This is a genomic window from Campylobacter anatolicus (assembly GCF_018145655.1).
GTDB lineage: Bacteria > Campylobacterota > Campylobacteria > Campylobacterales > Campylobacteraceae > Campylobacter_A > Campylobacter_A anatolicus.
In genome coordinates this window covers 203438-226224 of record NZ_JAGSSY010000002.1, presented here as the reverse complement: position 1 = coordinate 226224, position 22787 = coordinate 203438, and the positions used below count along the sequence as shown (strand labels likewise).

The following is a 22787-nucleotide window of genomic DNA, read 5'->3' as shown; positions in this document are numbered from 1 at the left end:
ATTTTTCACGATTATAGCATATTTTATTTTTTATTAGTTATTTTTGAGTTTCTAAAATATTATCAAATGTAAGATGAAATCGCGTTTTACTTGCATCAGATTGACAAGAGATTTTAATCTCTTGTTCATCGCAGTATTTTTTAACGATATGAAGTCCCACGCCAAAGCCACCATTTTGACTATCAAAGCGAGTGTATAGATCAAAAATTTTATCTAAATTTTCACTTGCAATCATATCTCCACTATTTGCGATGATTAGTTCGTTTTTATCTAAATTTATACTGATTTCACCGCCTTCATTGCAGTATTTTACAGCATTGTTTAGTAAGTTATCAATAATCTTTTGTAACTTTGTTTTTGAAGCTTTTATATAAATATCATCTAAGCTGGTATTTAAGCTTATCTTTTTTTGCTCCATTGATAAGCTAAAATACTCAATCCGCTCATCAAGCATATCGGCTAAATTTATGGCTTCATTTTTATCGTTTACGGTCTGATTGAATTTAAGTGCCACTAGATCGCTGTGTAAATTTGATAGCGTATTTGCAGCAGTCTTTATATTATTAAGGTATTTTTTAGGATCACCTTCAAACAACTCCACGCTCATTAGTATCACACTAAGTGGCGTATTTATCTCGTGAGTCGTATCGCGTAAAAATCCGTCTAAAAATTCAACCTTTTCATAAAGCGGACGAAGTGAAAGGCGGATGATGAAATATGCAATTATTAAAATAACTGCTAAAATAATAGCAGAGACGGCTAAAATTTGCATTTTTAGCGTAAAAAGCTTCTCATTTTGCACTCCACGCTTTATAGCAATCATATACTCACTTCCACCATCTTTGCCACTTCTTTGCCCTGACATATGACTCATTTTACCACCCATCATATGATGCGGTCTATACAGAACAAATTGCTCTATTATATCGTCATTCTCAACATATCTACGTGTATTTTTGTTTGGTGTAAAATCGTTTTTGATAACTTCACCTGTTTTTAAATTTAAAGCATAGGCATTTAGCTCAGCAAAATCATCTTTTGATAAAATACCATTTTCATGTAATCTCATCTGCAAATCACGCCTTATCTCTCTTAGCTCAAAGGCATCTTTTTCCATTATAAAATTTTTACCACGCTCATAAAACAGAGTGCCAAAAAAACCCAAAAATGCAATACTTGTCAAAAAATATAACAAAAATATCGGCAAAATATGGTGGCGATTAAGCATATTTGTAGCCTAGTTTTGAAGCACTCACGATGCGTTCTTTACCTAAAATTTTACGCAACTCAGCGATATAAACACGCAAACTTAGCTCACTTGGACTCTCAGAATACTCCCAAATTTCACTATAAATTTCATCACGACTTATAAATTTATCACGATTTTTTAGCAAAAGAGCGAGTAGTTTTGCTTGTTTTTTAGGCATCGCTACACTATTTTCTCCGTTAAATAAAACATTTTGTTTCATATCAAAGCTAAGCCCACCACCTAAAATCTCACGCTCATTTACATTATGTATAAAGGTGCGTTTAAGGATGTTATTAACCCGCAAAAGTAGCTCTTTAAGCTCAAAGGGTTTTTTGATATAGTCATCACAGCCACTTAAAAAGCCATCTTGGACGTCTTTTATTGTATTTAGCGAAGTTGTAAATATACAAGGTGTGCCTCTCCCAGCTTCTCTTAGCTCACGAAGTAAACCAAAACCGCTCCCACCGATAATCTTAACGTCAAATATCCAAAGATCAAAGTTATTTTCATACGCTAAATTTAAAGCCTCATTGTAGCTTTTAGTGCCGATAACATCGTATTTTTCACTCTTTAGATAAGATGTCATCATATCAAGTAACATAGCTTCATCTTCAACAATTAAAATTTTATTCACAAATTGCCTTTGATTTAAAATTTATTTTGTTAAAATCATTTTGCAAAAAAATTTTTGATAAATTTATAATATATTTTTTATAAAAGCCCTAGCGTGTGCCAAGGCTTTAAGCTTTAATTAATGTGTATGTCCTACGTGTTTATCACTCTTATTATCAACTTTATCGGCGTCAGAATGTCCTGCATGTCCACCTTTAGAACAGCCACAGCCACCTTTTTTATCATCAGATTTTTTACTCATCATGCCCTTATTATCACTCTTGCTACCACACATGCTAGATTTATTAGAGCTATTTTTATCTTTCATTTTAGCAGAGCAACCATGTTTTTCACCCATTATATCGCCCATTATATCCATAGAACGAGCCTCTTTAACACTTAAACTATCCATCTTATCACGCATAAGACCTTTATATTCATCCATAAATTTACTACGCTCCGTATCGCTCATTGATGATATTTTTTTATGCATTGCATCACGAAAATCATCTTTTATATCCATCGCTTCAGACTGCAACTTTCCAGCACGTTTATGCATCTCTAATGAAATTTCACTAAGCGTCTTTGCATCAGCATTTGCTATCATACCTGAAAGCTCAGCGTTTGTGCTATCTTTTATAGACACTGCAAATAGGCTTGATGCCACCAAAATACTAAACACTGCCACTTTTGTTTTACTTAAAAACATCTTTTCTCCTTTAAAATAATTGTTATTTTACTTAAAATTTTCTTACTTTATAGCTTATATCACCGCGTCCGTGAATACCACATTAACCCTGCGATCAAGCTATAACTAACGAGCTTCTTTATTGCTTAAAGAGATAATCCTATCATCAAAATCCCTCTAAACTTGCCCATCAATCTCACACTCCATAGGTATATCGTAACTATTTACCTACTTTTATGTAAAAACATATTGGCATTTTAATAAATTTTTGTGAAATAAAAGTTAAAGCTATAAAATTTACACATTAGTATTAAATTTGAAACGATTAATAGCCCATTATCTTTTAAATTTGTATTTTGAAATAGTATAATATTTCAAAATTTAAAGGAGTAAAAATGAAAAAAATTTTAATACTAGTGGCTACTATGTTATTTGCTTCACTTGCATTTGGCGATGAAGGCAAGGTGTATAAGCTAAAACTGGCTAGTTCATGGGATAGCACGATGCCCATACTTGGCGAGGTACCTAAGCGATTTAAAGAGGTGCTAGAACGTATGAGCAACGGACGCATAGAGCTTCGTATAGACTATCCATCAAAACACAAGTCGCCGTTTGCGATGCTTGACTTTACTAAAACAGGTCAGTATGATATCGGCTATACAGCGAGTTATTACTACAAAGGCAAGGATGCAAAGACGATGTTTTTTACGGCGGTGCCTTTTATGTTAAATACGGATGAGCAACAAGCGTGGTATAAATTTGGTGGTGGTAAAGAGCTTGAGGCAAAAGTCTTTGATTCGCATAATATCAAAGTGTTTAATGCTGGGAATACCGGTATGCAGATGGGTGGTTGGTTTAAAAAAGAGATAAAAAACGTAGATGATCTAAAAGGCTTAAAGATACGCATACCAGGCTTTGGCGGTGAAATTTATGCTAAACTTGGAGCAAATATAAATACCATACCGACAGGTGAATTATATATGGCACTTGAGATGGGGACGATAGATGCGGTTGAATGGGTGAGTCCAGCCTATGATATGGCACTTGGATTTCATAAAGTGGCTAAATTTTACTACACTGGTTGGCAAGAGCCAAATGGTGAAACGCAATTTTTCGTAAATAAAAAAGCTTACGAGAAGCTACCAACTGATCTTCAAGCGATATTTGAAGCTGCAGCAGCACAAATTTCACAAGATGTAAGAAGAAAGGCATTTTTTGAAAATACTGAGTATTGGGCAAAAATGAAGAGTGAGTTTGCAGATATTGAGGTCAAGTCGTTTACTCCTGATGTCATCGCTGCACTTAAAAAGGCTACAAATGAGCTACTAGATGAGCAAAGCAAGAAAGATCCATTGTTTAAAGAGATAGTTGAGTCTCAAAGAGCATTTTTGAAAAAAGCCAGAGAGTGGAGCAAGATCTCAGACTTTGCATATATACAAAACACAAGTGAGTAACAATTAAACCTTATTGCACCGTTACTTTAGCGGTGCAATTTTGATTTTCAGCAAATTGTATAATTTATAAATTTAGGTTTACTAAATCTGCTTATTAGTATACTTAAAGCTTAAAAACTTTACGCATAGATCGCTCTATCCTGCTCTCATCAAGAGTTGAATTATAAAATAAATTTAGTGCCAAAACCGCTTGAAACAAAAGCATATCAGCACCGTTTTTGCAAGTTAGATTGTGTTTGTGGGCTAAGCTTAAAAATGGCGTGGCACGATTATATATAACATCAAAGGCAAAATCTGACAACTTAAGCGTTGGGTCTAAAAGCTCAAGTGGAGCACAGAGCGTATCATCTTTTAATCCAGCAGAAGTTGAGTTTATGACTAAATCATAGCCTTTTGAGTTATAACTATCCCAACTAAAACACGCAAACTCACTCTCAAAGTCCACCAAACGCTCTTTACTTCGGTTTAAAATTTCGACTTCTACGCCAGCGTCTTTTAATACATAAGCCAATGCCTTAGCCGTGCCACCAGCACCGATAATAAGAGCTGTTTTTAAAGTACCAAACGGCTGTATCGCTCTTAAAAAGCCAGGTGCGTCTGTGTTATAGGCATAAATTTTATCATTTTTAAACACCAAAGTATTTGCAGCACCTGATTTTATAACGATAGGAGATGCCTCATCTGCTAAGCATAACGCCCACTCTTTATGTGGCACGGTTACATTTGCACCACTTAATCCAAGGCTTTTAAATTTATTAACCAGCTCACTACCATCTTTTAACAATACACGAGTATAAACACCATCAAGCCCCATATCTTGCAAGGCTTTATTATGAAGCCTTGGAGATATAGAGTGTGCTACTGGGTCGCCAAAGAGTGCAAAAATTCTCACTACGTCCTACTTATGCCTGTATATAAAGGCATCTTTATTGACATCTTTTCGAATATCGCTAAGAGTAGAGCTTAAGTTGTTGCCACTAAGAGGACCCACTAAAATTTTAGTTATCTCGCCTACTTTTAGTGTTTTATAGCTATAACCCTTTGCTCCAAGTTGTTTAATATAAGATGCATTTGGATTAAATTTACCAGTTGCAAATACCTGCACGTATGCACCAACGCTAACATTGCTTCTAACGTTAGTCACTACTTTTGGCGTCTCAACCTTTGGTGTTGATTTTTGCATAGCTGGTTTACTCTGCTCTTTTTTATCTGCTACCCTTGGTTGTTCTTTTGGCTCTGCCTTACTTTGCTCTTTTATCTCTGTTTTTGGCTCATCTTTTGATTCTGGTTTTGAAACTATCATAGAATCTTTGACTTTTGTCTTATTGTTCTCTTTATCTTTGAGCTTTTTTATCATATCTTCAAAGTCATCTTTTGACTTATCAGCTGGCTCTATAGGCACTTGCTCAAACAACTGATCATCGTTCTTTTTCTCGTTACTAATGATATCTTGCGTTTGTGCCTGTTGTGGCATAGGTGGTAAAACAAGCCTTGAATCTATCTCAGCTTGATTTTGCGGTGTATCATCTGAATTTATAAGCTTCATCGTAATGACTATCACTAAAAATAACACAACTAAGGCAGCAACAAACATCAAAAGCTTTTTAAGCTTTGCACTTTTGTTCTCGTCATCTCTATCAAGCAATATATCTTTTAATTCATTTTCTTCCATCATCACTCCTTACATATGTTTAGACCAGCTTGCTCCACGTTCTTTTTGATAAAGACGGTATGGCAAAGCTAGGATATTAAATTCTTTCGGTAGCTCAATAGTCGGAAACATTCTCCACTCTTTTGCCAAACGTTGCGAGAGCTTTGCACTTAGCATATTTGCAAGTTGATAGGCCTCATTTAGCGTTGTATGGCCCTTATGCACGTAAAGATGCAAATGACCGCTCGTTTTACTCTCATAAGCTGTAAAATTTATATACCCCTCTTCTCTAAGCAAAAGCTGTGCCCTATGCCAAAAACGCTCAGGAGTCCTGCCATTGTAGTCAAACACAATATTTTCAACTTTATCGGCTGAGTTTATAAGCGAGTGGGCCACGGTTATTTTACCACTTTCGTGATCCTTGATAATGTTATAATTAAGTGGTTCATTCACTCTTTCAAATTTATCAAAAAAAAGCTTACCCTTATATTCAAGCTTATTTACTATCGTATCACGCTTGATATAATAGTGCGTGGTTATAATTTTTATAAGAGCCGTATCTATGCTTTGCATTAAAACATCGCTCTATCATATATTATAAAATTTGACGCAAGTGCCTTTAGTTCAGCTCTTACCTTGTTTTGAAGATCTGTGTTACTTATATCACTTAACACATCAGCTATCTTATTTGCTATGATCTCAAACTCCATCTCTTTCATACCACGAGCCGTTAGTGCTGGACTACCTACACGGATACCGCTTGTTACAAATGGACTTCGGATCTCGCCTGGTACGGTATTTTTATTGACCGTGATACCAGCGTTGCCAAGTGCTATGTCAGCCTCCTTGCCACTAAAATCTCTATTTAAAAAGTTCATTAGAATAAGGTGATTATCTGTGCCACCACTAACTAGCTCAAAGCCACGCTTCATAAGCACTTCGCCTAATTTTTTAGCATTTGCTTTAACCTGTTTTGCATAGACTTTCCATTCTGGGCTAAGATTATGTCTAAAGCCAACAGCCTTACCAGCGATAACGTGCATAAGTGGTCCGCCCTGAATGCCGGGGAATATTGATGAGTTTATCCTTTTAGCATACTCTTCATTATTTGTCATGATTATACCACCACGTGGTCCACGCAATGTCTTATGCGTAGTTGAGCTTACAACATCGCAGTGTGGGAATGGATTTTGATGCTCGCCAGCTACAACAAGTCCGGCTATATGAGCCACATCAGCAAATAGTATCGCACCAACCTCATCAGCTATAACTCTAAATTTATCAAACTCAATCTCTCTTGTGTATGCACTCGCACCACATACAATCATTTTAGGCTTTACTATCTTTGCAATATCTAAAACACGCTCATAGTCTATACGTCCATCAAGCTCAACACCATAAAAAAAGCTCTCATAAATTTTACCAGAGCTACTGACCTTTGCACCATGTGTTAAATGCCCACCATGGCTTAGATCCATACCTAAAATTTTATCGCCTGGATTTAGCAAAGCACCATAAACTCCTTGATTTGCCTGGGAGCCTGAATTTGGCTGAACGTTTGCATACTCGCAACCAAAAAGCTGTTTGCATCTATCAATAGCAATCTGTTCTATCTCATCAACATACTCACAACCACCGTAGTAACGTTTACCAGGATAGCCTTCTGCGTATTTATTTGTTAAAACTGAGCCCATAACCTCCATAACTTCAGGATATGTAAAATTTTCACTAGCTATCATCTCAAGATGATCACATTGACGTTTTAGCTCCAAATTTACAAGGTCAAATATCTCCTTATCGTAACTCTCTAGACTCATTTTTCATTCTCCTTTATTTCAGTTTTTAGCGGTCTCATAGCAGGGAAAAGCACTACATCACGTATTGATTTTTTATTTGTTAGCAACATAACAAGGCGGTCTATACCTATACCCTCTCCAGCCGTTGGAGGCATGGCATATCCTAGTGCCTTTACATAACCCTCATCCATCGCGTGAGCCTCGTCATCTCCAGCATTTTTAGCATCTATTTGAGCTGCGAAGCGATTGTATTGATCGATCGGATCATTTAACTCATTAAAACCATTTGCCAGTTCTCGCCCAGCGATAAATAGCTCAAATCTCTCAGCTATATCTGGGTTTTTATCGCTTCTACGTGAAAGTGGGCTGATAGAAATTGGAAAATCTATAATAAATGTTGGATTGATAAGCTTTTCTTCCACATAGTTATCAAATAACTCAGCTTGAAGATGCCCTAGATCAAGTTTGGCATTTGCCTCAAAGCCATCTTCTCTAAGCTTGGCTAAAATTTTATCCCTATCATTGATAATATCAGCGTCTATACCACCTATGTCAACAAGAGCTTTTTTATAGTTTATCCTTGCAAATGGCTTTGAAAAGTCGATATTCATACCATCAAATTCTACGACCTTTTCCATATCAAGTCTATCAAGAAGAACATTAAACAAATCTTCTGTGATGCCCATTAAATCGTGGTAGTTGTGATACGCCCAATAAAACTCAATGCTTGTAAATTCTGGGTTGTGAGTAAGATCCATACCTTCATTTCTAAAATTTCTATTCATCTCATAGACTGCTTCAAATCCACCTACTACAAGGCGTTTTAAATATAGTTCAGGAGCTATCCTAAGATAGCGATCCACCCCTAGTGCATTATGAAATGTAACAAATGGCTTTGCATTTGCACCGCCTGCTATTGGATGCATCATCGGAGTTTCAACCTCTAAAAAGCCCTTATCTTCAAAAAATCGTCTGATCGTGCTAACAATGATAGAGCGACGTTTGAAGTCTGTGCGAACCTCTGGATTCATTATCATATCAAGGTAACGTTGACGGTAGCGTGTCTCGATATCGGTTAGTCCGTGAAATTTCTCAGGCAACGGACTTATCGCCTTTGCCGCCAAAACCAACTCACTAACATGCATAGAAAACTCACCAGTTCGTGTTATAAATGCATATCCACGCACAAAAATTATATCACCAACTTCGATATTTTTCTTTACTATTTTAAACCACTCTTCATCAAGTGTGCTTTTGCTAAAATAAATTTGAAGATTGCCACCTTCATCTTCAATATTTGCAAATATAGCTTTTCCGGCGTCACGGATGAGTTTTATGCGTCCAGCCAACCCAACCATCTGGCCTTCTGCTTTTTTATCTTCCGTATCTTTTATAAAACTAAATTTTAGCCTAAATTTTGATATATCCATATCTCTTCTAAGAAAATGTGGGTATGGATTGACTCCTAAATCTCTTAAATTTTGTGTAGTTTTAAGTCGTTGAATTTCTAATTGATTGTCAAATATCACCCTATTTACCCTTTATATTATTTTTGTTACAATCTTTACAAATTCCATAAAGTTGCATCATATGCCCTGTGAGTTTAAACCCATGCTCTTTGGCAATCGCAATCTGACGTTTTTCTATCATTTGATCTTCAAATTCTATGATAAGCCCACACTTTCTACATATCATATGATCGTGGTGTGGTTTAGTAGCAAGCTCAAATTTCTTACCCTGAGCACCAAAGCTGATAGAAGTAACCATCTCTGCTTCTTCGAGTAAATTTAGTGTTCTATACACAGTTGCTATGCCGATATTTAGCTCTGGATAGCTCTCTTTTATAAATATATAAAGCTTTTCTGGCGTAAAATGCTCATCGTTATTATAAAGCGTTTTTAGCAAAACTTCACGTTGTTGAGTATATTTTAGTCCATTATCACGAAGAACCTTTTTAAATTTCTCAAGCAGTGCATCATATTCTAAATTTTCGATCATTGTTCATCTCCATTTGTTGTGTTTTTATCTAAATTTATGCTTGTATTTGTATCCATTTTTATGAGTGCGTCAGTTTTATTTGTGTCAGGTGTTCGCGTAACTATATTATTAACATCATTTTTTAGCTGATTTACATCGATATTTGTTATCCATTTTCCAGCTTCAAGTAGCGTTGGATGGACTTTGCTATTTTGAAATAATGGATCGAAATTTTTACTCAGTCCTGTTCCCGATATAACAGCTATAACCGCTGCAAATATCAAGAAAATTTTACCGCTTCCAGCAATAAATCCGCCAAATCTATCCAAAAATCCAAGTCCACTAAGTGCTATCATTTTTGACAAAAATTTGCCTATTAGCAGACAAAGTATCCAAAAAACTATCCAAAGTGCAACAAATCCTACAAATTGAAGCATAGAAGCATTATCAAATTTATAGATATTTTCATTTATCAGCGTCTCAGCCTGAGCTGAAAATCTACTTGCTACGATCAAACCGCCGATAAGGCCAATAAGACCAAAAGCCTCTTTTATAAGACCATTAAAAAGCCCTTTGATACCAAGTATCAAAACCAAGGCAACTACAACTATGTCAAACCAATTAAATGCGTCCATTTTACATACCTACTAAATTTAAAAAATCCTGCACATTTGTCGAATGATTGAGTGCATTTTCTTTACTGATAGCTCCGCTTTGCACTGCTTTTTTTAGCGACTGAGCTTGAGTTATCATACCATTTTGTTGCTGATTTAATTGCATTTGTGAATAAATTTGGTGAATTTTATTCTCACGTATTAGATTTGCAACTGCTGTATTGTTTACTAAAATTTCATATATCACGCATCTACCGCCGTCTATTTTAGGCACTAAATTTTGTGAAACTATCATCGCAAGTGAGCTACTTAGCATATTTCGCACTTGCACTTGTTCGCCACCGCCGAAACTGTCTATTATGCGATTTATGCTCTGCACGGCTGAGTTTGTATGAAGTGTGGCTAATACTAAATGCCCTGTTTCTGCAGCCGTTATAGCTGTAGATATAGTTTCAGCATCACGTAACTCGCCAACCAATATCACATCCGGGTCTTCACGCAAGGCATACTTTAAAGCCCTTGCAAAGCTGTGTGTATCGGTGCCAACATTGCGATGGGAAAAGAGTGAATTTTTACTCTCGTGAATAAACTCAACAGGATCTTCTATCGTGATAATATGCTTATTTTCATGTAAATTTATCTCATTTAACATCGCTGCAAGTGTTGTTGATTTACCACTACCAGTCGCTCCAGTAACTAGTATAAGCCCCTTTTGACGAGTTAAAATTTGCTTTAAAATTTGCGGACTATTCAGTTCATCAAGCGTTGGGATATGCTTTGGTATCACACGAAAAGTAGCTGCTAAATTACCATTATCTGTATAATAGAAATTTGCACGAAATCGCCCAAAATTAACTATCTCAAACGCAAAATCAAGCTCTTTTTCGCTTTTTAAAATAACCTCTTGCTCACTATCTATCAAGCCATAACATAAATTTTTAATGCTTTCACCGCTTAAAATATCAAACTCTAATGCTCTTAAGGCTCCATCTACTCGCATTTGCGGATATGCATTTGCTACAAAGTGTAGATCGCTAGCATTATTAGCTACGGCAATTTTAAACAATTTTTGCATATCAGAGCTGATTTGAGTGTACATTTGCTTTAAATTTTTATCCTAAATTTCTACTCTATTATCTTTGGAACACTGAAAAAATGACCCTCTTTTAATGGAGCATTTTTTAGTATAACATCTATCACATCGCTGGAGCTTGGCTCATCATCTCTTAGCAAAGTTCCACCATTTATCGAGCTTACGACCGCTTCATCACCACTTAGATCAAGTTCATTTAAAACATCTACAAATGATACAATATTGCTTAACTGAGCCTTAATCTCTTCGCGTTTATCATCATTTATTTTTAACGACGATAGCTTTTCAAGCTTTGCAAGTAGTGCGTCATCAATATGCATAAAAAGCCTTTAATATTAAATTTTTAGCCATTATAACACATTTAAGCTTTAAACTAAAACAATAGTAACTATAAAAGCTAAAAATACATTACATTTTCAGCTTTTATTTTATCAAATTTTATCTAAAATTGATAATATTTCATAAAATTTTACCATTTCACTCCAGCTTCTAGCCAAAACTGACGCCCAGATTCATAAACTAGCTCAGATGATATATCTGCCAATACTCTAGCCTTATTCTTTATTATTTAACGTATTAAAAATATCTAAATTTGTAAAAACTCTACATTTTTCAGTAATTCTTTACTATATCCTATACGCATATCCCACGAATAGCTACTGCCAAAATCTACTTTTTCATAGACATCGTAGAGCCTATTGTGATTAGGATTAGCCGTTGCAGTTTTGATTATCGCGTCTTGTTTTCACGATATGAAAAATAGTTATTTATACTAAGTACTTTAGTTATGATATTTAGCGTCGCTATCCAAGGTCTAGCATAGTTTTGTATAGGCAAGTCATATTAATTTATAACGCTTCCTTCATACGCAACAAGCTTTTCTTTGTGTATCGTATCACTATCAAGCGATACGTCATAAATACTATTATTTGACTTTGATTTTATATGCTAATAATTTATCTCAAAGCCATTTTTGATTCTCCATAAGCTTAAGTCATCTACACTTTTAGACTAGGTGTTAAGACCTTGCTTTCGCCCTTACCGTCGTTTGTAAATGTCTGATAATCAGCTAAATTTGGAAGGTCAAGGGTTCTTCTGGTGGCTTTTATGACTTGATCTTTACCCTTTCTGTCAATATACTTTGCACAAATTTCAAATCCTTAAAACTTTTGCTTAAATCCCACAGAAAGCTCATTGTCATATGGAATTTTAAGCTCTGAGAATTTAGTTAGCGATAAGACAGTAGATGATTATTTCCAGCTTTGAGTATATGAAGTCCTTGATCTTGTTTATGTAGTGGCGAGTTTTTATATGCCATTGCGTAGCTTATAAGAAAAATTTGCGTCATAGTAGCGATTTGCACCAAAGCTGATTATTCAGATCGTAACTAGAACTAAAACACTAGGCTAATTTAAAAATTTGTTGAGTTTAAAATGCATTTTCGTCTTCATATGTGAAATCTCGTCCGAGAATCCTGAGTATGTTGCATATAAAATTTTCCGTGAAACCCAGACCTTGGATCTCGCGTTTTAGAATCTATAACACCGCCAGTAAAATCACCGCATTTTGCAGATATATCACTATCTATCGCTATGCCTTGAGAGACAGAATTTATAGTATCAAATATGCCGTAATATTTTGAGCCGTTTATACTAATATTTGCAGAATCTACCTCGCCCATTGTCGTTGATTGGCGATTTGTATTACAAATTGCACATTTGGATTTGCCTTTAAAAGTTGAACAAAGTCGCCATTATTACTTAGCAAAGACTCTATTATCGTCTTACTTGTGCTCTTTACAATTTGAAATTTATCTGTAGATGTAGTCAAGATTAAGTTATTTTTTGTCGCATTTGCATCTATATTTACCTCAGCTAACTCATATTGAATTTTACTATCATCAATAGTTGATAAATTTACACCGCATAATAAAACAGCTAAAGAGTAAGCAATCCTGCGATAGTCTCTATCTCTTTTCATTACTTTTATCCATATTTTAGGCATATTTTCCCTTTATGCTTAAAAATTTTTATTAAAATAATGTCCCTTTAAATTTTAAATATAGTTTAAATTAATAATGATTATCTATAAATATTTTATCAATGCAATATAGCTAAAATTAAAAAATATTTTTGCATAGTTAAACCTCTTTTTTGTATGCTTTAATTTTATTTATGCTACAATTGCGATTTAAATTTTATATGAGGATAAAAATTTGGCACTAAAACAGGATTTAAACGAGATAAAAAAAGAGATCGGTGCAGAAGAACAGTTCTTAGAAAGCGTCATAAAGGGTGAGAGATTTTTTAACAAATACAAAAAAGTATTTATCTTAGCTTTTATTATTGCTATAATAGCGATAATAGGCTTTTATGCAAATAAATTAGTCAATCAAAACCGTGTAGAGAAAGCGAATGAGGCATATTCAAAACTCATAACAAATCCAAATGATACCGCCGCCTTACAAATTTTAAAAGAAAAGGCTCCATCACTTTATGCACTTTATGAATTAAAAGCAAGACTTGCAAATGGCGATACAAATGGCACAAAAGAGCTTTTAGATCTTTTTATTGACCCTATAATAAAGCAGATTATAGTAGCACAAGATGGTGAAAATAGTGAAATTTTAAGCAGTTATGGTGCTTTTATTAAGGGCTATGAGTTGCTAAAACAGGATAAAATAGATGAAGCGAAGGCTGAATTTGCAAAAATTCCACTTGACTCACAACTTACAAATTTAGTTAAAAATTTACAACACTATCAGGGAATAAAATAATGAGAAAATTTGCACTTTTATTAACACTAGGCATCGCCTTGTTATTTGGCGGATGTGGCACAAAAAGGCAGTATTTCGAGCCAGAAAATGTAAATGAAAGTATAAAACTTTCATCAGATCTACCATCTTCTATAAAAGCCACAAGTCCAAATGGAGCAACACTTAAAAATGGCGATATAATAACAAAAGATGGGCTGCTAGAAGAGATAAAGCTGCCAAAAGATTATATGTTTTTAAACAAAAGTCAAAGTCAGATCATATCGTCTGATCTAAATGGCGATCTAAATGTCAGCGATATGAGTGGTGCGACACTTTATTATGGTAAATTTCCAACAGCTATCATCTCAGCATCAATAGAGGGCAACCTACTAGCAGCCATCAGTGCGACAAATCATATATATCTAATCGATATAGTTGCAGCAAAAACCATAATGGAGTATAAATCATCTGAAATTTACGCTGTTGATTCACGTGTGGCAGCACCTTACTTTATGAGTTCGCTTATCATATATCCGACATTAGACGGTAAAATTTATATCGTTCAAAAAGATAGTGGGCGTATCATAAGAGATATAGTAGTAAGCTCTGAAAGCTTCTTTAATAACGTCATATTCTTAGATATTATTGGCGAAAATATGATAGCCGCAACAGCCAAAAAACTTATCGTGATAAACCCACAAAGGACACTGTATTATAACGGCGAGATAAAGAATATATTGGTAAATGGCGAAGATATATATGTATTTCAAAAGGATGGAAACGCCATAAAAACTGATCTAAATCTACAAAAAATCAATGAAGTAAATTTTAAATTTGCCATATTTTCAGATGCGATAGCTTTAAATAACTCACTTTACATCATCGAAAAAACAGGCTATCTTATAAAGACCGATCTTGATCTAAATAATGCTAAAATTTATGAGCTTGATGGGGAGATAAAAGACAAAAGCTTTATGAGCAAAGATGCGTTTTACTATGACGATGAGTTTGTGAGATTTGAGTAAAAATTTATGAACAAAAGGCTCTGTGAACTCTTTGAAAAAAGGCAAATTTTACTTAAAAATTTACAAAATTTAGATGTGAGTGAATTTAGCAAAAAACGCTCACTTGCTCTGTATTTTGGAGTAGATACGAAGGGCTTTTATACGTTAGTTTGTGTAAGAGATGCAAAATCTAGACTACTTTTAAAAGAAGCTTTAAAGATAGATGAAATTTGCCAAAAATGTGAGGTAAAATTTAATACAACTATCAAAAAACGTGTGCTATTTTACAATTCACAAATTTGCTCAAAATCACTTGAGATATTGAATAAAAATGGCTGGAGATGTTATGATTTTGTGTAATATCGGAAACACAAATGCAACTTTTTTAGATGATAGCAAGATCTCACGTATGAGTGTTGAAGAGTTTAAAACATATGAGCCAAGCGAAAAGATCTATTTTATATGTGTAAATGATAGTCTTTTTAATAAACTAAATAGCAATAAATTTTTTATAAATTTAGAGCCATATTTTGAGATAGATACGATATATCAAGGACTTGGTGTTGATCGTATAGCGGGATGCTATGGCATAAACGACGGTGTTGTAGTAGATGCTGGAAGTGCCATCACGATAGATATAATGGCAAATGGCATACACCTTGGAGGATACATACTGCCAGGTATTGCAGGTATGTTAAAGGCTTACGAAAATATATCACCACGCTTAAAATTACCCATAAACTCACAGATCGACATAGACGCACTACCACAAAAAACAGCTGACGCGATAAGCTACGGCATACTAAAGCCTATCGTTACACTGCTAACACAGCTTGCTGGTAGCAAAAAGGTATATTTTACAGGTGGTGATGGCGAATTTTTAGCTAAATTTTTTAAAAATGCCATATGCGACAAGATGCTCGTATTTCGTGCTATGCAAAAGCTCATCAAAGACAAAAAGGAAATTTTATGCTAACTATAGCATTGCCAAAGGGCAGGATAGCAGAAGATACTCTTGATATTTTTAGGAAAATTTTTGACTCGGATTTTTTATTTGAGGATCGTAAACTTATCCTTAGCGAAGGAAGTTTTAAATTCTTAATGGTACGAAACCAAGATATACCCACCTATGTAACAGAGGGTGCAGCAGATATCGGCATAGTCGGGCTTGATGTGCTTGAAGAGCACCGCCCTGATGTAGTGCGTTTGCTTGATCTAAAAATAGGCAAATGTCACGTTTGCGTTGGTATAAAAAATGAAGATGAACTTGACTACACACAACCCGAACTTAAAATCGCAACTAAAATGCCAAATATCACGCGAAACTACTTCGCACAAAAAGCGATCGCCGTAAAGATAATCAAACTCTACGGCTCAATAGAACTAGCTCCTATAGTTGAACTAAGCAATGCTATAGTTGATGTAGTCGAGACCGGTACAACAATGAAACAAAATGGACTAAAAGTGGGCGAAACTATAATGCAAAGCTCAGCACACTTAATTGCAAATAAAAATAGTTTTGTGATAAAAAAAGATGAAATTTTAGAGCTTTATCACAAGATAAAAGAGCAAGTAGATAAGGACTAAAAGGCTAAAATTTTAGCTAATTATTTGCATAAACTTTATAAATTTATACTCTTATTTTTAAATTTTTAAATTAAATTGCTACTCTATCATATTGCTAAATTTAAACCACCGCTTACCAAAAACTTGACTTAAAATTTATCATCTAAAATTTTGCAAAGTCATGATTGTCTATAATTCTTTATGTATTCTGCAAAACGTCTTATTATTGCACTATTAAAATCGTAGTAGTTTTTAGTTTACTTAGTTTTGTAGTAAACTTATCTTTGATATACATTTTAAAAATTGAAACTTATTGTTTAATAATATCATTAAAAATTCTCCGATAGTAAGACATCGTAGCTTTTTAAATGAGTCTGGTAGTTTTTATATAGTCTCTTTTCATCGTGCAATACTACCAAACAATCAATTACAAATTTAAAACTAGTATATATCCCTATGATACTTTGTGATAGCATCCATAATCAAGTAGTTTTTCAAAAACCTTTAACCTTTAACTTAGCTTTAAGTTATGATAAACTATTCTTTTAATTTATAGTATAACCAGCTATCATAGTTTTATATAAATTTAATTCTAACTACTTTATTAAAATTGGCTCAGAAATCTTTTTTATAAACATTAAAGTTGCATTTTGCAAATGAAACTTCAGTTAAAATTCTCTATCAAATCCCTAAAAATAGCATATAGCTGCTCTACTTCAGCCACACTTGTTCGCTCATTTACTGCGTGTATGCGATCATTTATCACTCCAAACTCAACGACCTTTACACCAAACTCAGCCAAATACCTTGCATCGCTTGTGCCACCTTTTGTATTTAGTTCAGGCTTAATACTAGTTATATTTTCGACACTTTGAGCCATTTTTTGTACTATTTTACTATGTTTGTCCGTCAAAAATGGCTTTGAACTTTGCTTTAAATTTAAATCATAGCAAAGCCCGTTCAAGACACTGCTTAGATAATTCTGCACGTCATCAACACTTGTCATATCAGAGTTTCGCACATTAAACATCAGTGTAACATCGCTTGGAGTAACATTACAAACTTGCATACCACCACGAATATCTGTGATGACTATCTTACTTGGCGAAAAAAACTCACTACCACTATCTAAGTCATATCCTGCGATCTTGTCTAAAAGCGATGCCAACAGATGCACTGGATTGACACATTTTTCAGGATATGCAGCATGCCCTTGTACTCCTTTTATAACTATCTTGCCATTTATCGATCCGCGTCTACCAACTTTTAGGCTATCGCCAAATTTTTTATCACTTGTAGGTTCAGCCACGACCGCAAACTCAGGTAAACAACCTTGCTCTTTCATAATTTTTAAAGCTTCAAGTGTGCCATATATCGCATCACCCTCTTCATCGCTTGTTAAAATAAGACTGATTTTACCTTTAAATTTAGAAGCTCTAGCTGCATCCTTACATGCACAAACAAAGGCAGCTACACCACTTTTCATATCCTGCGTTCCACGCCCATAGATATATCCATTTTTATGGCACGGCTCAAATGGATCACTCTCCCAGCCCTGTCCTGATGGTACAACATCGATATGACCTGCAAAGGCAAGATGGGAGCTACTCGCACTGTCCAAAGTGCCAAACTCACGGCTAAGTATCAAACTTTTAACTCCATTTTTCTCTATAAACTGAGCTTCAAACTCACTCAAAAACTCAGCTATAAATTTCAAACAACCATCATCATCAGGCGTAACTGAGCGAAATCTAATAAGCTGCTCAAATAGCTCTATAACACTCACTTATAGCACCTTGCCACTTGGAGCACCTAAGTAAAATCCCTGAAATTCATCCACACCTATCTCCTTGCAAATATCCAAAACATCCTTTGAATGAACGTATTCAGCTATAGTTTTTATATTTAGATCCTTAGCAAAAACAACAATCGCACGTGCGATAGCGTATGAATCTTTATTTGTATCAATATCTTTTATAATCGAGCCATCTATCTTTATATAATCTGGTTTTAGCTTGATAATATAGGCAAAATTTGAATACCCTGAACCAAAGTCATCTATGGCTATTTTAGCACCCATATTTTTAACCTTATCAATAAAAATACTCGCACGATTCACGCCTTGCATATCTTCATCTTCGAGTATCTCAAAAACTATACGATCGGCAACTTTGTGCTTATTTAAAATACTTAAAACAAATGCACTTACGCTACCATCTGTCATATCTCTAACGCTCAAATTTATAGACAACACTAAATTTGGATCTTTAACTAACTGTTCTATGCTCTTTGAAACTAGCATTTTTTCAAGCTCTACATAGCGTTTGATACGCTTTGAAACGCTCAAAAATACTTGCGGAGACACAATTTCGTTGCTATCAACTATGCGTATTAAGCACTCATATTTTACCACATTACCATTAGCATCAAATATCGGCTGATAATACGGTACTATGCTATCGTTCGTGATAGCCCTTTTTATAAGCTTTGAGTGTTCGATCTGCTTTGCATATTCAGCCTTTTGGTTAAGTCCTTTAAAGTAGCAAACATAGTCTTTATCTGTCGTCTTGGCGATCTTTAATGCCACGATAGCCTTTTGTAGCGTGTAGTCAGTATCAATTGAAAAGCCTATAGTCGTATGCACCTCGATATCGGATATCTCTTCGCCATTTTCATCTTTTATAGTGATAAGTCGCCCTTTAAATCGCCCTAAAAGCTTATCTGCAAGATCTTCATATCTATCTATAAAAAACTCTCCATCTTCGATCAATGCAAATCTATCAGTGCCAACACAATAAGCCGACATATTCTCTTTTTTAGCAAATTCATCTATTAAATTTGCCATATATATAAGGATCTGATCGCAGACATATTGTCCGTAAAAGTCATTCATCTTACCAAATTCGTCAATATCTATCAATATAACCTTCGGTAGTCTAAACTTCGATATATCCCTAGTAAGGGCAGTTTTGTTTGCTAGTTTTGTTACTGGATCGATGTATAGCTGAGAAATAAGGTCATCTATTCGACCGGACGTATTGTCCTTTAAAGAGATGTATTTTTGTTTTAAATTTGAATACGCTACAATAAACCAATAACAACCAATAAGCCCGATCAAAGCAGAAACAAACGCCATAAAAAATACTAATGATAAATTTTGTATAGCCCAATCGATAAATCCTTTATCTTTTAAGCCACTTATGCTATTTTTCAAAACGCTTTTAAATCCTACAATATAGCTACCAGACTGCACAAATGCACAGACTCTAGCACTATTTTCTGGTAAATATTTATATGAAAAGTAGCTATCTTTTCTAAAATCATGCTTAATAACACCAAGACAATCTGCATCATTATAATCGCTTCCGACCCTGATGCCTCTAATGGCGGATGCTGAGACTTTATAGCCATTTTTGCCATTATCTTCTAATAATACAACCTCATATATAGCATTGTTGTTTATATAATCTTGAAACATTTCTGGATCAGATCTACAGACATCTTTAAAACGATCGACGTATTGTTCCGCTAAGAACATAGACTTTTTCTGCAAGTCAATGTTTTGATACGAGACGGCATTTGTAAATTTATAATAAAAAGATATCCCGACAATAGCTACAAAGTATATACAAACAAAAATTGTTACAAGTAGCATTCCATTTATCTTTGCACGTCTTTTTTTATCGTTATTGAGCATAAATATTCCTTATCCTATAAAATTGAATATTTTACCAATTAAAATATAAATTTATCTTTATAATAAACTTAAAATCTTACTATTTTCGCACCAAATCCTCCTTGATTAGGAGCTGCATCGCTAAATCCTTTCACACTAGGATGTGATTTCAAGAAATTTTTAACCGCATATGAAAGCTTTCCTGTGCCTATACCGTGATATACAAGCACTTCATCAAATCCCATAATCAAACTATCACTTATAAATTTATCTAGCTTAGCTATCGCCTCATCAGCTCTAAGTCCGTGCAGATCAAGCGTTACAGACGCATTTGTTGGCCTTTGCACGTTTAGATTTATGCCTGGCTTTTTAGGTGATAGCACTGGAGCGTTATTTTTACGTAAAAGTGCTATTGGCACACGTAGTCTTATCCCTTCGACTTCAATCATAGCGTCATTTTTACTGATGTTTAACACAACGCCTTTTATCTTTTCATATTTTACATTATCGCCTATTTTTAGCTCTTCAATAGCTTTAATATGCGGTTTTACAATGTTAGTTTTTCTTTCGTGAGCAGCGTTTAAGGCACGTTGTTTGTCCTTAGTATCTTTTAAATTTATAACTGATTTTGCCTGTTTTATCGCTTCAAAATACTCTCGTTCAAGCCGTGAGATAATGGCTGAAATTTTCGCTTCATCACGCTCTTTTTGCTCTTTTACATCATCAAGCATTCGACTTAGTTTTTGCTCTTTTTGCGTAGTTTGCCTTAGTTCTTCATTAAGTTTTGTTTGTAAATTTAGCGTCTTTGTAATAATTTCATTTAAATTTTCCTTATCTTCGCCATAAATTCTTTTGGCTTCGCCGACTAAATTTGGCGGTATGCCATATCGACTAGCCGTCTCAAAAGCATAGGACTTGCCTATTGTGCCTTTTAAAAACTCAAATTTCGGACGCTGAGCCACTTCATCATAAAGTGCAGCCACTAGCTCAATCTCACTATTTTTAGCAAGTAGCATTGCCAAACGCTTGTGGTGCGTTGTAATTATCATCTTTATATCTTGTGTAATTAGCTTTTCTATTATGACGCCATAAAGACTAGCCGCCTCTTCAAAGTCAGTGCCTAGCTCTATCTCATCAACGCCAATAAGTAGTGAGCGTTTGCTAAACAAGCGTGAGAAGTGTAGCATCCGTCCAGCAAAAGTAGAGATATCGTTTTTAACATTTTGCGGGTCTTCAATGATAGCGTCAAATTCTTTAAACGTGCCGATAGTTGAGGCGTTTGCATTTATCCGCATAGGTAAAAGATACTTTGATAGAAGCGTTGCTGAGATAATTGATTTTAATAGCATTGACTTTCCACCTGCATTTACACCTGTTATAAGTAATACCTTTTTACTAAAATCCACGCTTATGCTCTTTGGGTTTTTAAGTGCTGGGTGGGAAAAATTTACTAAATTTATGCGATGCGAACTATTTGGTAAAACAAACTCATAATCCCTAGCTCTCGCTAGACGCACACGTGCCTGATACGCATCAAACTGATCAAAGGCGTTGTTTATAAATTTTAAAAACAAAAGTGACTTACTCATCATGCCACTTAGCCGTTTGCAATGTTCATAAACTATCTCTTCGCGACGACTTATTAGCTCGCTTTGCTCATTTTTAAGCCGTTCAACATTCGCTGGTGCAACGTAGAAATACCCACCAGAGCTACGTGCAAGTATCGTGCCTTTAAGCACGTGATTAAAACCGCCACGCACGAGTAGAGCCTCTTGTGAGTTAATAAAATGCACCTGTGTATCTACAATGTATGGCGTGATGTGCTTTGAATAAATAAGCCGTTTTAGCTCGGCATCGATCTGGTTTTTTTTCTCATCAAATACTCTTTTTATCGTTCCAAATCTCTCGTCAACGCTATCTTTAAAAAAGCCATCTTTATCAAAGCTATTTGCCATCTCTTGCATATTTGCAGGGATTTGTATCTTTGCGACCCACTCACCAAGGCGATTAGCAAACTTAAGCCCTTTAAGATAGGAAAAATAGCGAATGATCTTTGCAAATTCATAAATTTCACTGATGTGAAGTGTAGCTTGTTTGCTAAGCCTAGCTAATGCGTCATCTAGACTCATACTCTCGTGTGGTGCATCGAATTCATAGTTTATAAGCTCAGTTATATTTTCAAAGTGAATTTTACTATCGCCTTGCAAAAACAGTGGCTTGGGACGTGCTAAAAAACTCTTAAAACTATCTAGATACTCGCTTAGATCAAGGCGAGTTATTATCTCATCAAACCCACTCATCATTTCTCACATTTTTTGATAGGAATTATAACGCCATCAAGCTCTTTTATATCACGTTTTACGACAAATGTCGCAGTGCCAAACTCATAGTTAAATTTATCATTTGTTACGTTATACTCGCCACAAACTATAGTTTTGCCCTGCTTGAATTTATTTAATATAGCAATACTTTTACTCTCATTTTCAGATATATTTTGCTCGTAAATATACGCAATCACCGACATGACCGCCAAAATTGCTGTTATGATAGCTTTTGTCTTTTTACTAAGTTTTTCATCTTTTATCGCCCAAAGTGCCACTAACAAACAAGTAATAGCCACAACTAGAATTAAATTTCTTATCATTTTATACC

General features: G+C 34.8%; 25 protein-coding genes. 6 read left to right on the top strand and 19 right to left on the bottom strand.

The window, feature by feature from the left end; all coding sequences use genetic code 11:
• Positions 1–37: 37 nt before the first annotated feature.
• The 3 genes from KDE13_RS04215 to KDE13_RS04205 form a co-directional block, all read right to left on the bottom strand.
• Positions 38–1228 (bottom strand): sensor histidine kinase, encoded by a 1191-nt coding sequence (locus KDE13_RS04215; RefSeq protein ID WP_212141376.1) that lies wholly within the window; start codon positions 1226–1228, stop codon positions 38–40.
• Positions 1221–1883, bottom strand: a complete 663-nt coding sequence (locus KDE13_RS04210) for a response regulator transcription factor (protein WP_212140747.1) — start codon at positions 1881–1883, stop codon at positions 1221–1223. The genes KDE13_RS04215 and KDE13_RS04210 overlap by 8 nt, the downstream gene beginning before the upstream one ends.
• Positions 1884–2000: 117 nt before the next feature.
• On the bottom strand, positions 2001–2570 hold the full coding sequence (locus KDE13_RS04205; RefSeq protein ID WP_212140746.1) for a DUF1104 domain-containing protein: 570 nt from the start codon (positions 2568–2570) through the stop codon (positions 2001–2003).
• 374 nt (positions 2571–2944) lie between these two features.
• Between KDE13_RS04205 and KDE13_RS04200 the strand changes: the two genes are divergently transcribed.
• The gene (locus KDE13_RS04200) at positions 2945–4003 is read left to right on the top strand and encodes a TRAP transporter substrate-binding protein (RefSeq protein ID WP_212141378.1); all 1059 of its coding nucleotides are present in this window, start codon (positions 2945–2947) and stop codon (positions 4001–4003) included.
• 103 nt (positions 4004–4106) lie between these two features.
• Here KDE13_RS04200 and KDE13_RS04195 read toward each other — a convergent pair whose 3' ends face one another.
• From KDE13_RS04195 to KDE13_RS04145, 12 genes are all read right to left on the bottom strand, one after another.
• Entirely contained in the window at positions 4107–4895 is a 789-nt protein-coding gene (locus tag KDE13_RS04195) for a shikimate dehydrogenase (protein WP_212141379.1), read from the bottom strand.
• A 6-nt stretch (positions 4896–4901) separates the two neighbouring features.
• Positions 4902–5675 carry an SPOR domain-containing protein gene (locus KDE13_RS04190; protein ID WP_212142929.1) on the bottom strand — a complete coding sequence of 258 codons (774 nt, stop codon included), beginning with the start codon at positions 5673–5675 and terminating at the stop codon, positions 4902–4904.
• Between the two features lie 9 nt (positions 5676–5684).
• Positions 5685–6227, bottom strand: a complete 543-nt coding sequence (locus KDE13_RS04185; protein WP_212140742.1) for a DUF1882 domain-containing protein — start codon at positions 6225–6227, stop codon at positions 5685–5687.
• Positions 6227–7471 (bottom strand): serine hydroxymethyltransferase, encoded by a 1245-nt coding sequence (locus KDE13_RS04180; protein ID WP_212142928.1) that lies wholly within the window; start codon positions 7469–7471, stop codon positions 6227–6229. Before KDE13_RS04180 ends, KDE13_RS04185 begins: the two co-directional genes overlap by 1 nt.
• On the bottom strand, positions 7468–8976 hold the full coding sequence (lysS, locus tag KDE13_RS04175) for a lysine--tRNA ligase (RefSeq protein WP_338083716.1): 1509 nt from the start codon (positions 8974–8976) through the stop codon (positions 7468–7470). Before lysS ends, KDE13_RS04180 begins: the two co-directional genes overlap by 4 nt.
• 4 nt (positions 8977–8980) lie before the next feature.
• Positions 8981–9448, bottom strand: a complete 468-nt coding sequence (locus KDE13_RS04170; protein WP_212140739.1) for a Fur family transcriptional regulator — start codon at positions 9446–9448, stop codon at positions 8981–8983.
• Positions 9445–10062 carry a CvpA family protein gene (locus KDE13_RS04165; protein WP_212140738.1) on the bottom strand — a complete coding sequence of 206 codons (618 nt, stop codon included), beginning with the start codon at positions 10060–10062 and terminating at the stop codon, positions 9445–9447. Before KDE13_RS04165 ends, KDE13_RS04170 begins: the two co-directional genes overlap by 4 nt.
• Position 10063: 1 nt before the next feature.
• Positions 10064–11116 (bottom strand): type IV pilus twitching motility protein PilT, encoded by a 1053-nt coding sequence (locus KDE13_RS04160; protein WP_229203836.1) that lies wholly within the window; start codon positions 11114–11116, stop codon positions 10064–10066.
• A 50-nt stretch (positions 11117–11166) separates the two neighbouring features.
• Complete coding sequence (gene gatC / locus KDE13_RS04155) at positions 11167–11454, bottom strand: Asp-tRNA(Asn)/Glu-tRNA(Gln) amidotransferase subunit GatC (protein WP_212140736.1); 288 nt, start codon at positions 11452–11454, stop codon at positions 11167–11169.
• Positions 11455–12362: 908 nt separating this feature from the next.
• Positions 12363–12497, bottom strand: a complete 135-nt coding sequence (locus tag KDE13_RS09645; protein WP_267873702.1) for a hypothetical protein — start codon at positions 12495–12497, stop codon at positions 12363–12365.
• Positions 12498–12581: 84 nt separating this feature from the next.
• On the bottom strand, positions 12582–12815 hold the full coding sequence (locus tag KDE13_RS04150) for a hypothetical protein (protein ID WP_212142926.1): 234 nt from the start codon (positions 12813–12815) through the stop codon (positions 12582–12584).
• Positions 12803–13114, bottom strand: coding sequence for a hypothetical protein (locus KDE13_RS04145; protein WP_212141384.1), 312 nt, complete (start codon positions 13112–13114; stop codon positions 12803–12805). The genes KDE13_RS04150 and KDE13_RS04145 overlap by 13 nt, the downstream gene beginning before the upstream one ends.
• 235 nt (positions 13115–13349) lie before the next feature.
• Here KDE13_RS04145 and KDE13_RS04140 point away from each other — a divergent pair, with 235 nt between their 5' ends.
• From KDE13_RS04140 to hisG, 5 genes are read left to right on the top strand one after another with little or no spacing between them, the layout of a single operon-like run.
• Positions 13350–13910 carry a hypothetical protein gene (locus KDE13_RS04140; RefSeq protein WP_212142925.1) on the top strand — a complete coding sequence of 187 codons (561 nt, stop codon included), beginning with the start codon at positions 13350–13352 and terminating at the stop codon, positions 13908–13910.
• Complete coding sequence (locus KDE13_RS04135; protein WP_212142924.1) at positions 13910–14914, top strand: L-seryl-tRNA selenium transferase; 1005 nt, start codon at positions 13910–13912, stop codon at positions 14912–14914. Before KDE13_RS04140 ends, KDE13_RS04135 begins: the two co-directional genes overlap by 1 nt.
• Before the next feature lie 6 nt (positions 14915–14920).
• Positions 14921–15253: a hypothetical protein gene (locus tag KDE13_RS04130; RefSeq protein ID WP_212142923.1), complete on the top strand. Its 333-nt coding sequence runs from the start codon at positions 14921–14923 to the stop codon at positions 15251–15253.
• On the top strand, positions 15240–15869 hold the full coding sequence (locus KDE13_RS04125; RefSeq protein ID WP_212143050.1) for a type III pantothenate kinase: 630 nt from the start codon (positions 15240–15242) through the stop codon (positions 15867–15869). Before KDE13_RS04130 ends, KDE13_RS04125 begins: the two co-directional genes overlap by 14 nt.
• Positions 15863–16480: an ATP phosphoribosyltransferase gene (gene hisG / locus KDE13_RS04120; protein ID WP_212140728.1), complete on the top strand. Its 618-nt coding sequence runs from the start codon at positions 15863–15865 to the stop codon at positions 16478–16480. Before KDE13_RS04125 ends, hisG begins: the two co-directional genes overlap by 7 nt.
• 643 nt (positions 16481–17123) lie before the next feature.
• Here hisG and dapE read toward each other — a convergent pair.
• The 4 genes from dapE to KDE13_RS04100 all read right to left on the bottom strand — a co-directional run bounded on the left by dapE (position 17124) and on the right by KDE13_RS04100 (position 22779).
• The gene (dapE, locus tag KDE13_RS04115) at positions 17124–18245 is read right to left on the bottom strand and encodes a succinyl-diaminopimelate desuccinylase (protein ID WP_212142922.1); all 1122 of its coding nucleotides are present in this window, start codon (positions 18243–18245) and stop codon (positions 17124–17126) included.
• A complete protein-coding gene (locus KDE13_RS04110; RefSeq protein WP_212140726.1) occupies positions 18246–20156 on the bottom strand; it encodes an EAL domain-containing protein in 1911 nt (636 codons plus the stop codon).
• A 68-nt stretch (positions 20157–20224) separates the two neighbouring features.
• Positions 20225–22435 carry an endonuclease MutS2 gene (locus tag KDE13_RS04105; protein ID WP_212143049.1) on the bottom strand — a complete coding sequence of 737 codons (2211 nt, stop codon included), beginning with the start codon at positions 22433–22435 and terminating at the stop codon, positions 20225–20227.
• A complete protein-coding gene (locus KDE13_RS04100; RefSeq protein ID WP_212141386.1) occupies positions 22435–22779 on the bottom strand; it encodes a hypothetical protein in 345 nt (114 codons plus the stop codon). The genes KDE13_RS04105 and KDE13_RS04100 overlap by 1 nt, the downstream gene beginning before the upstream one ends.
• Positions 22780–22787: the final 8 nt, after the last annotated feature.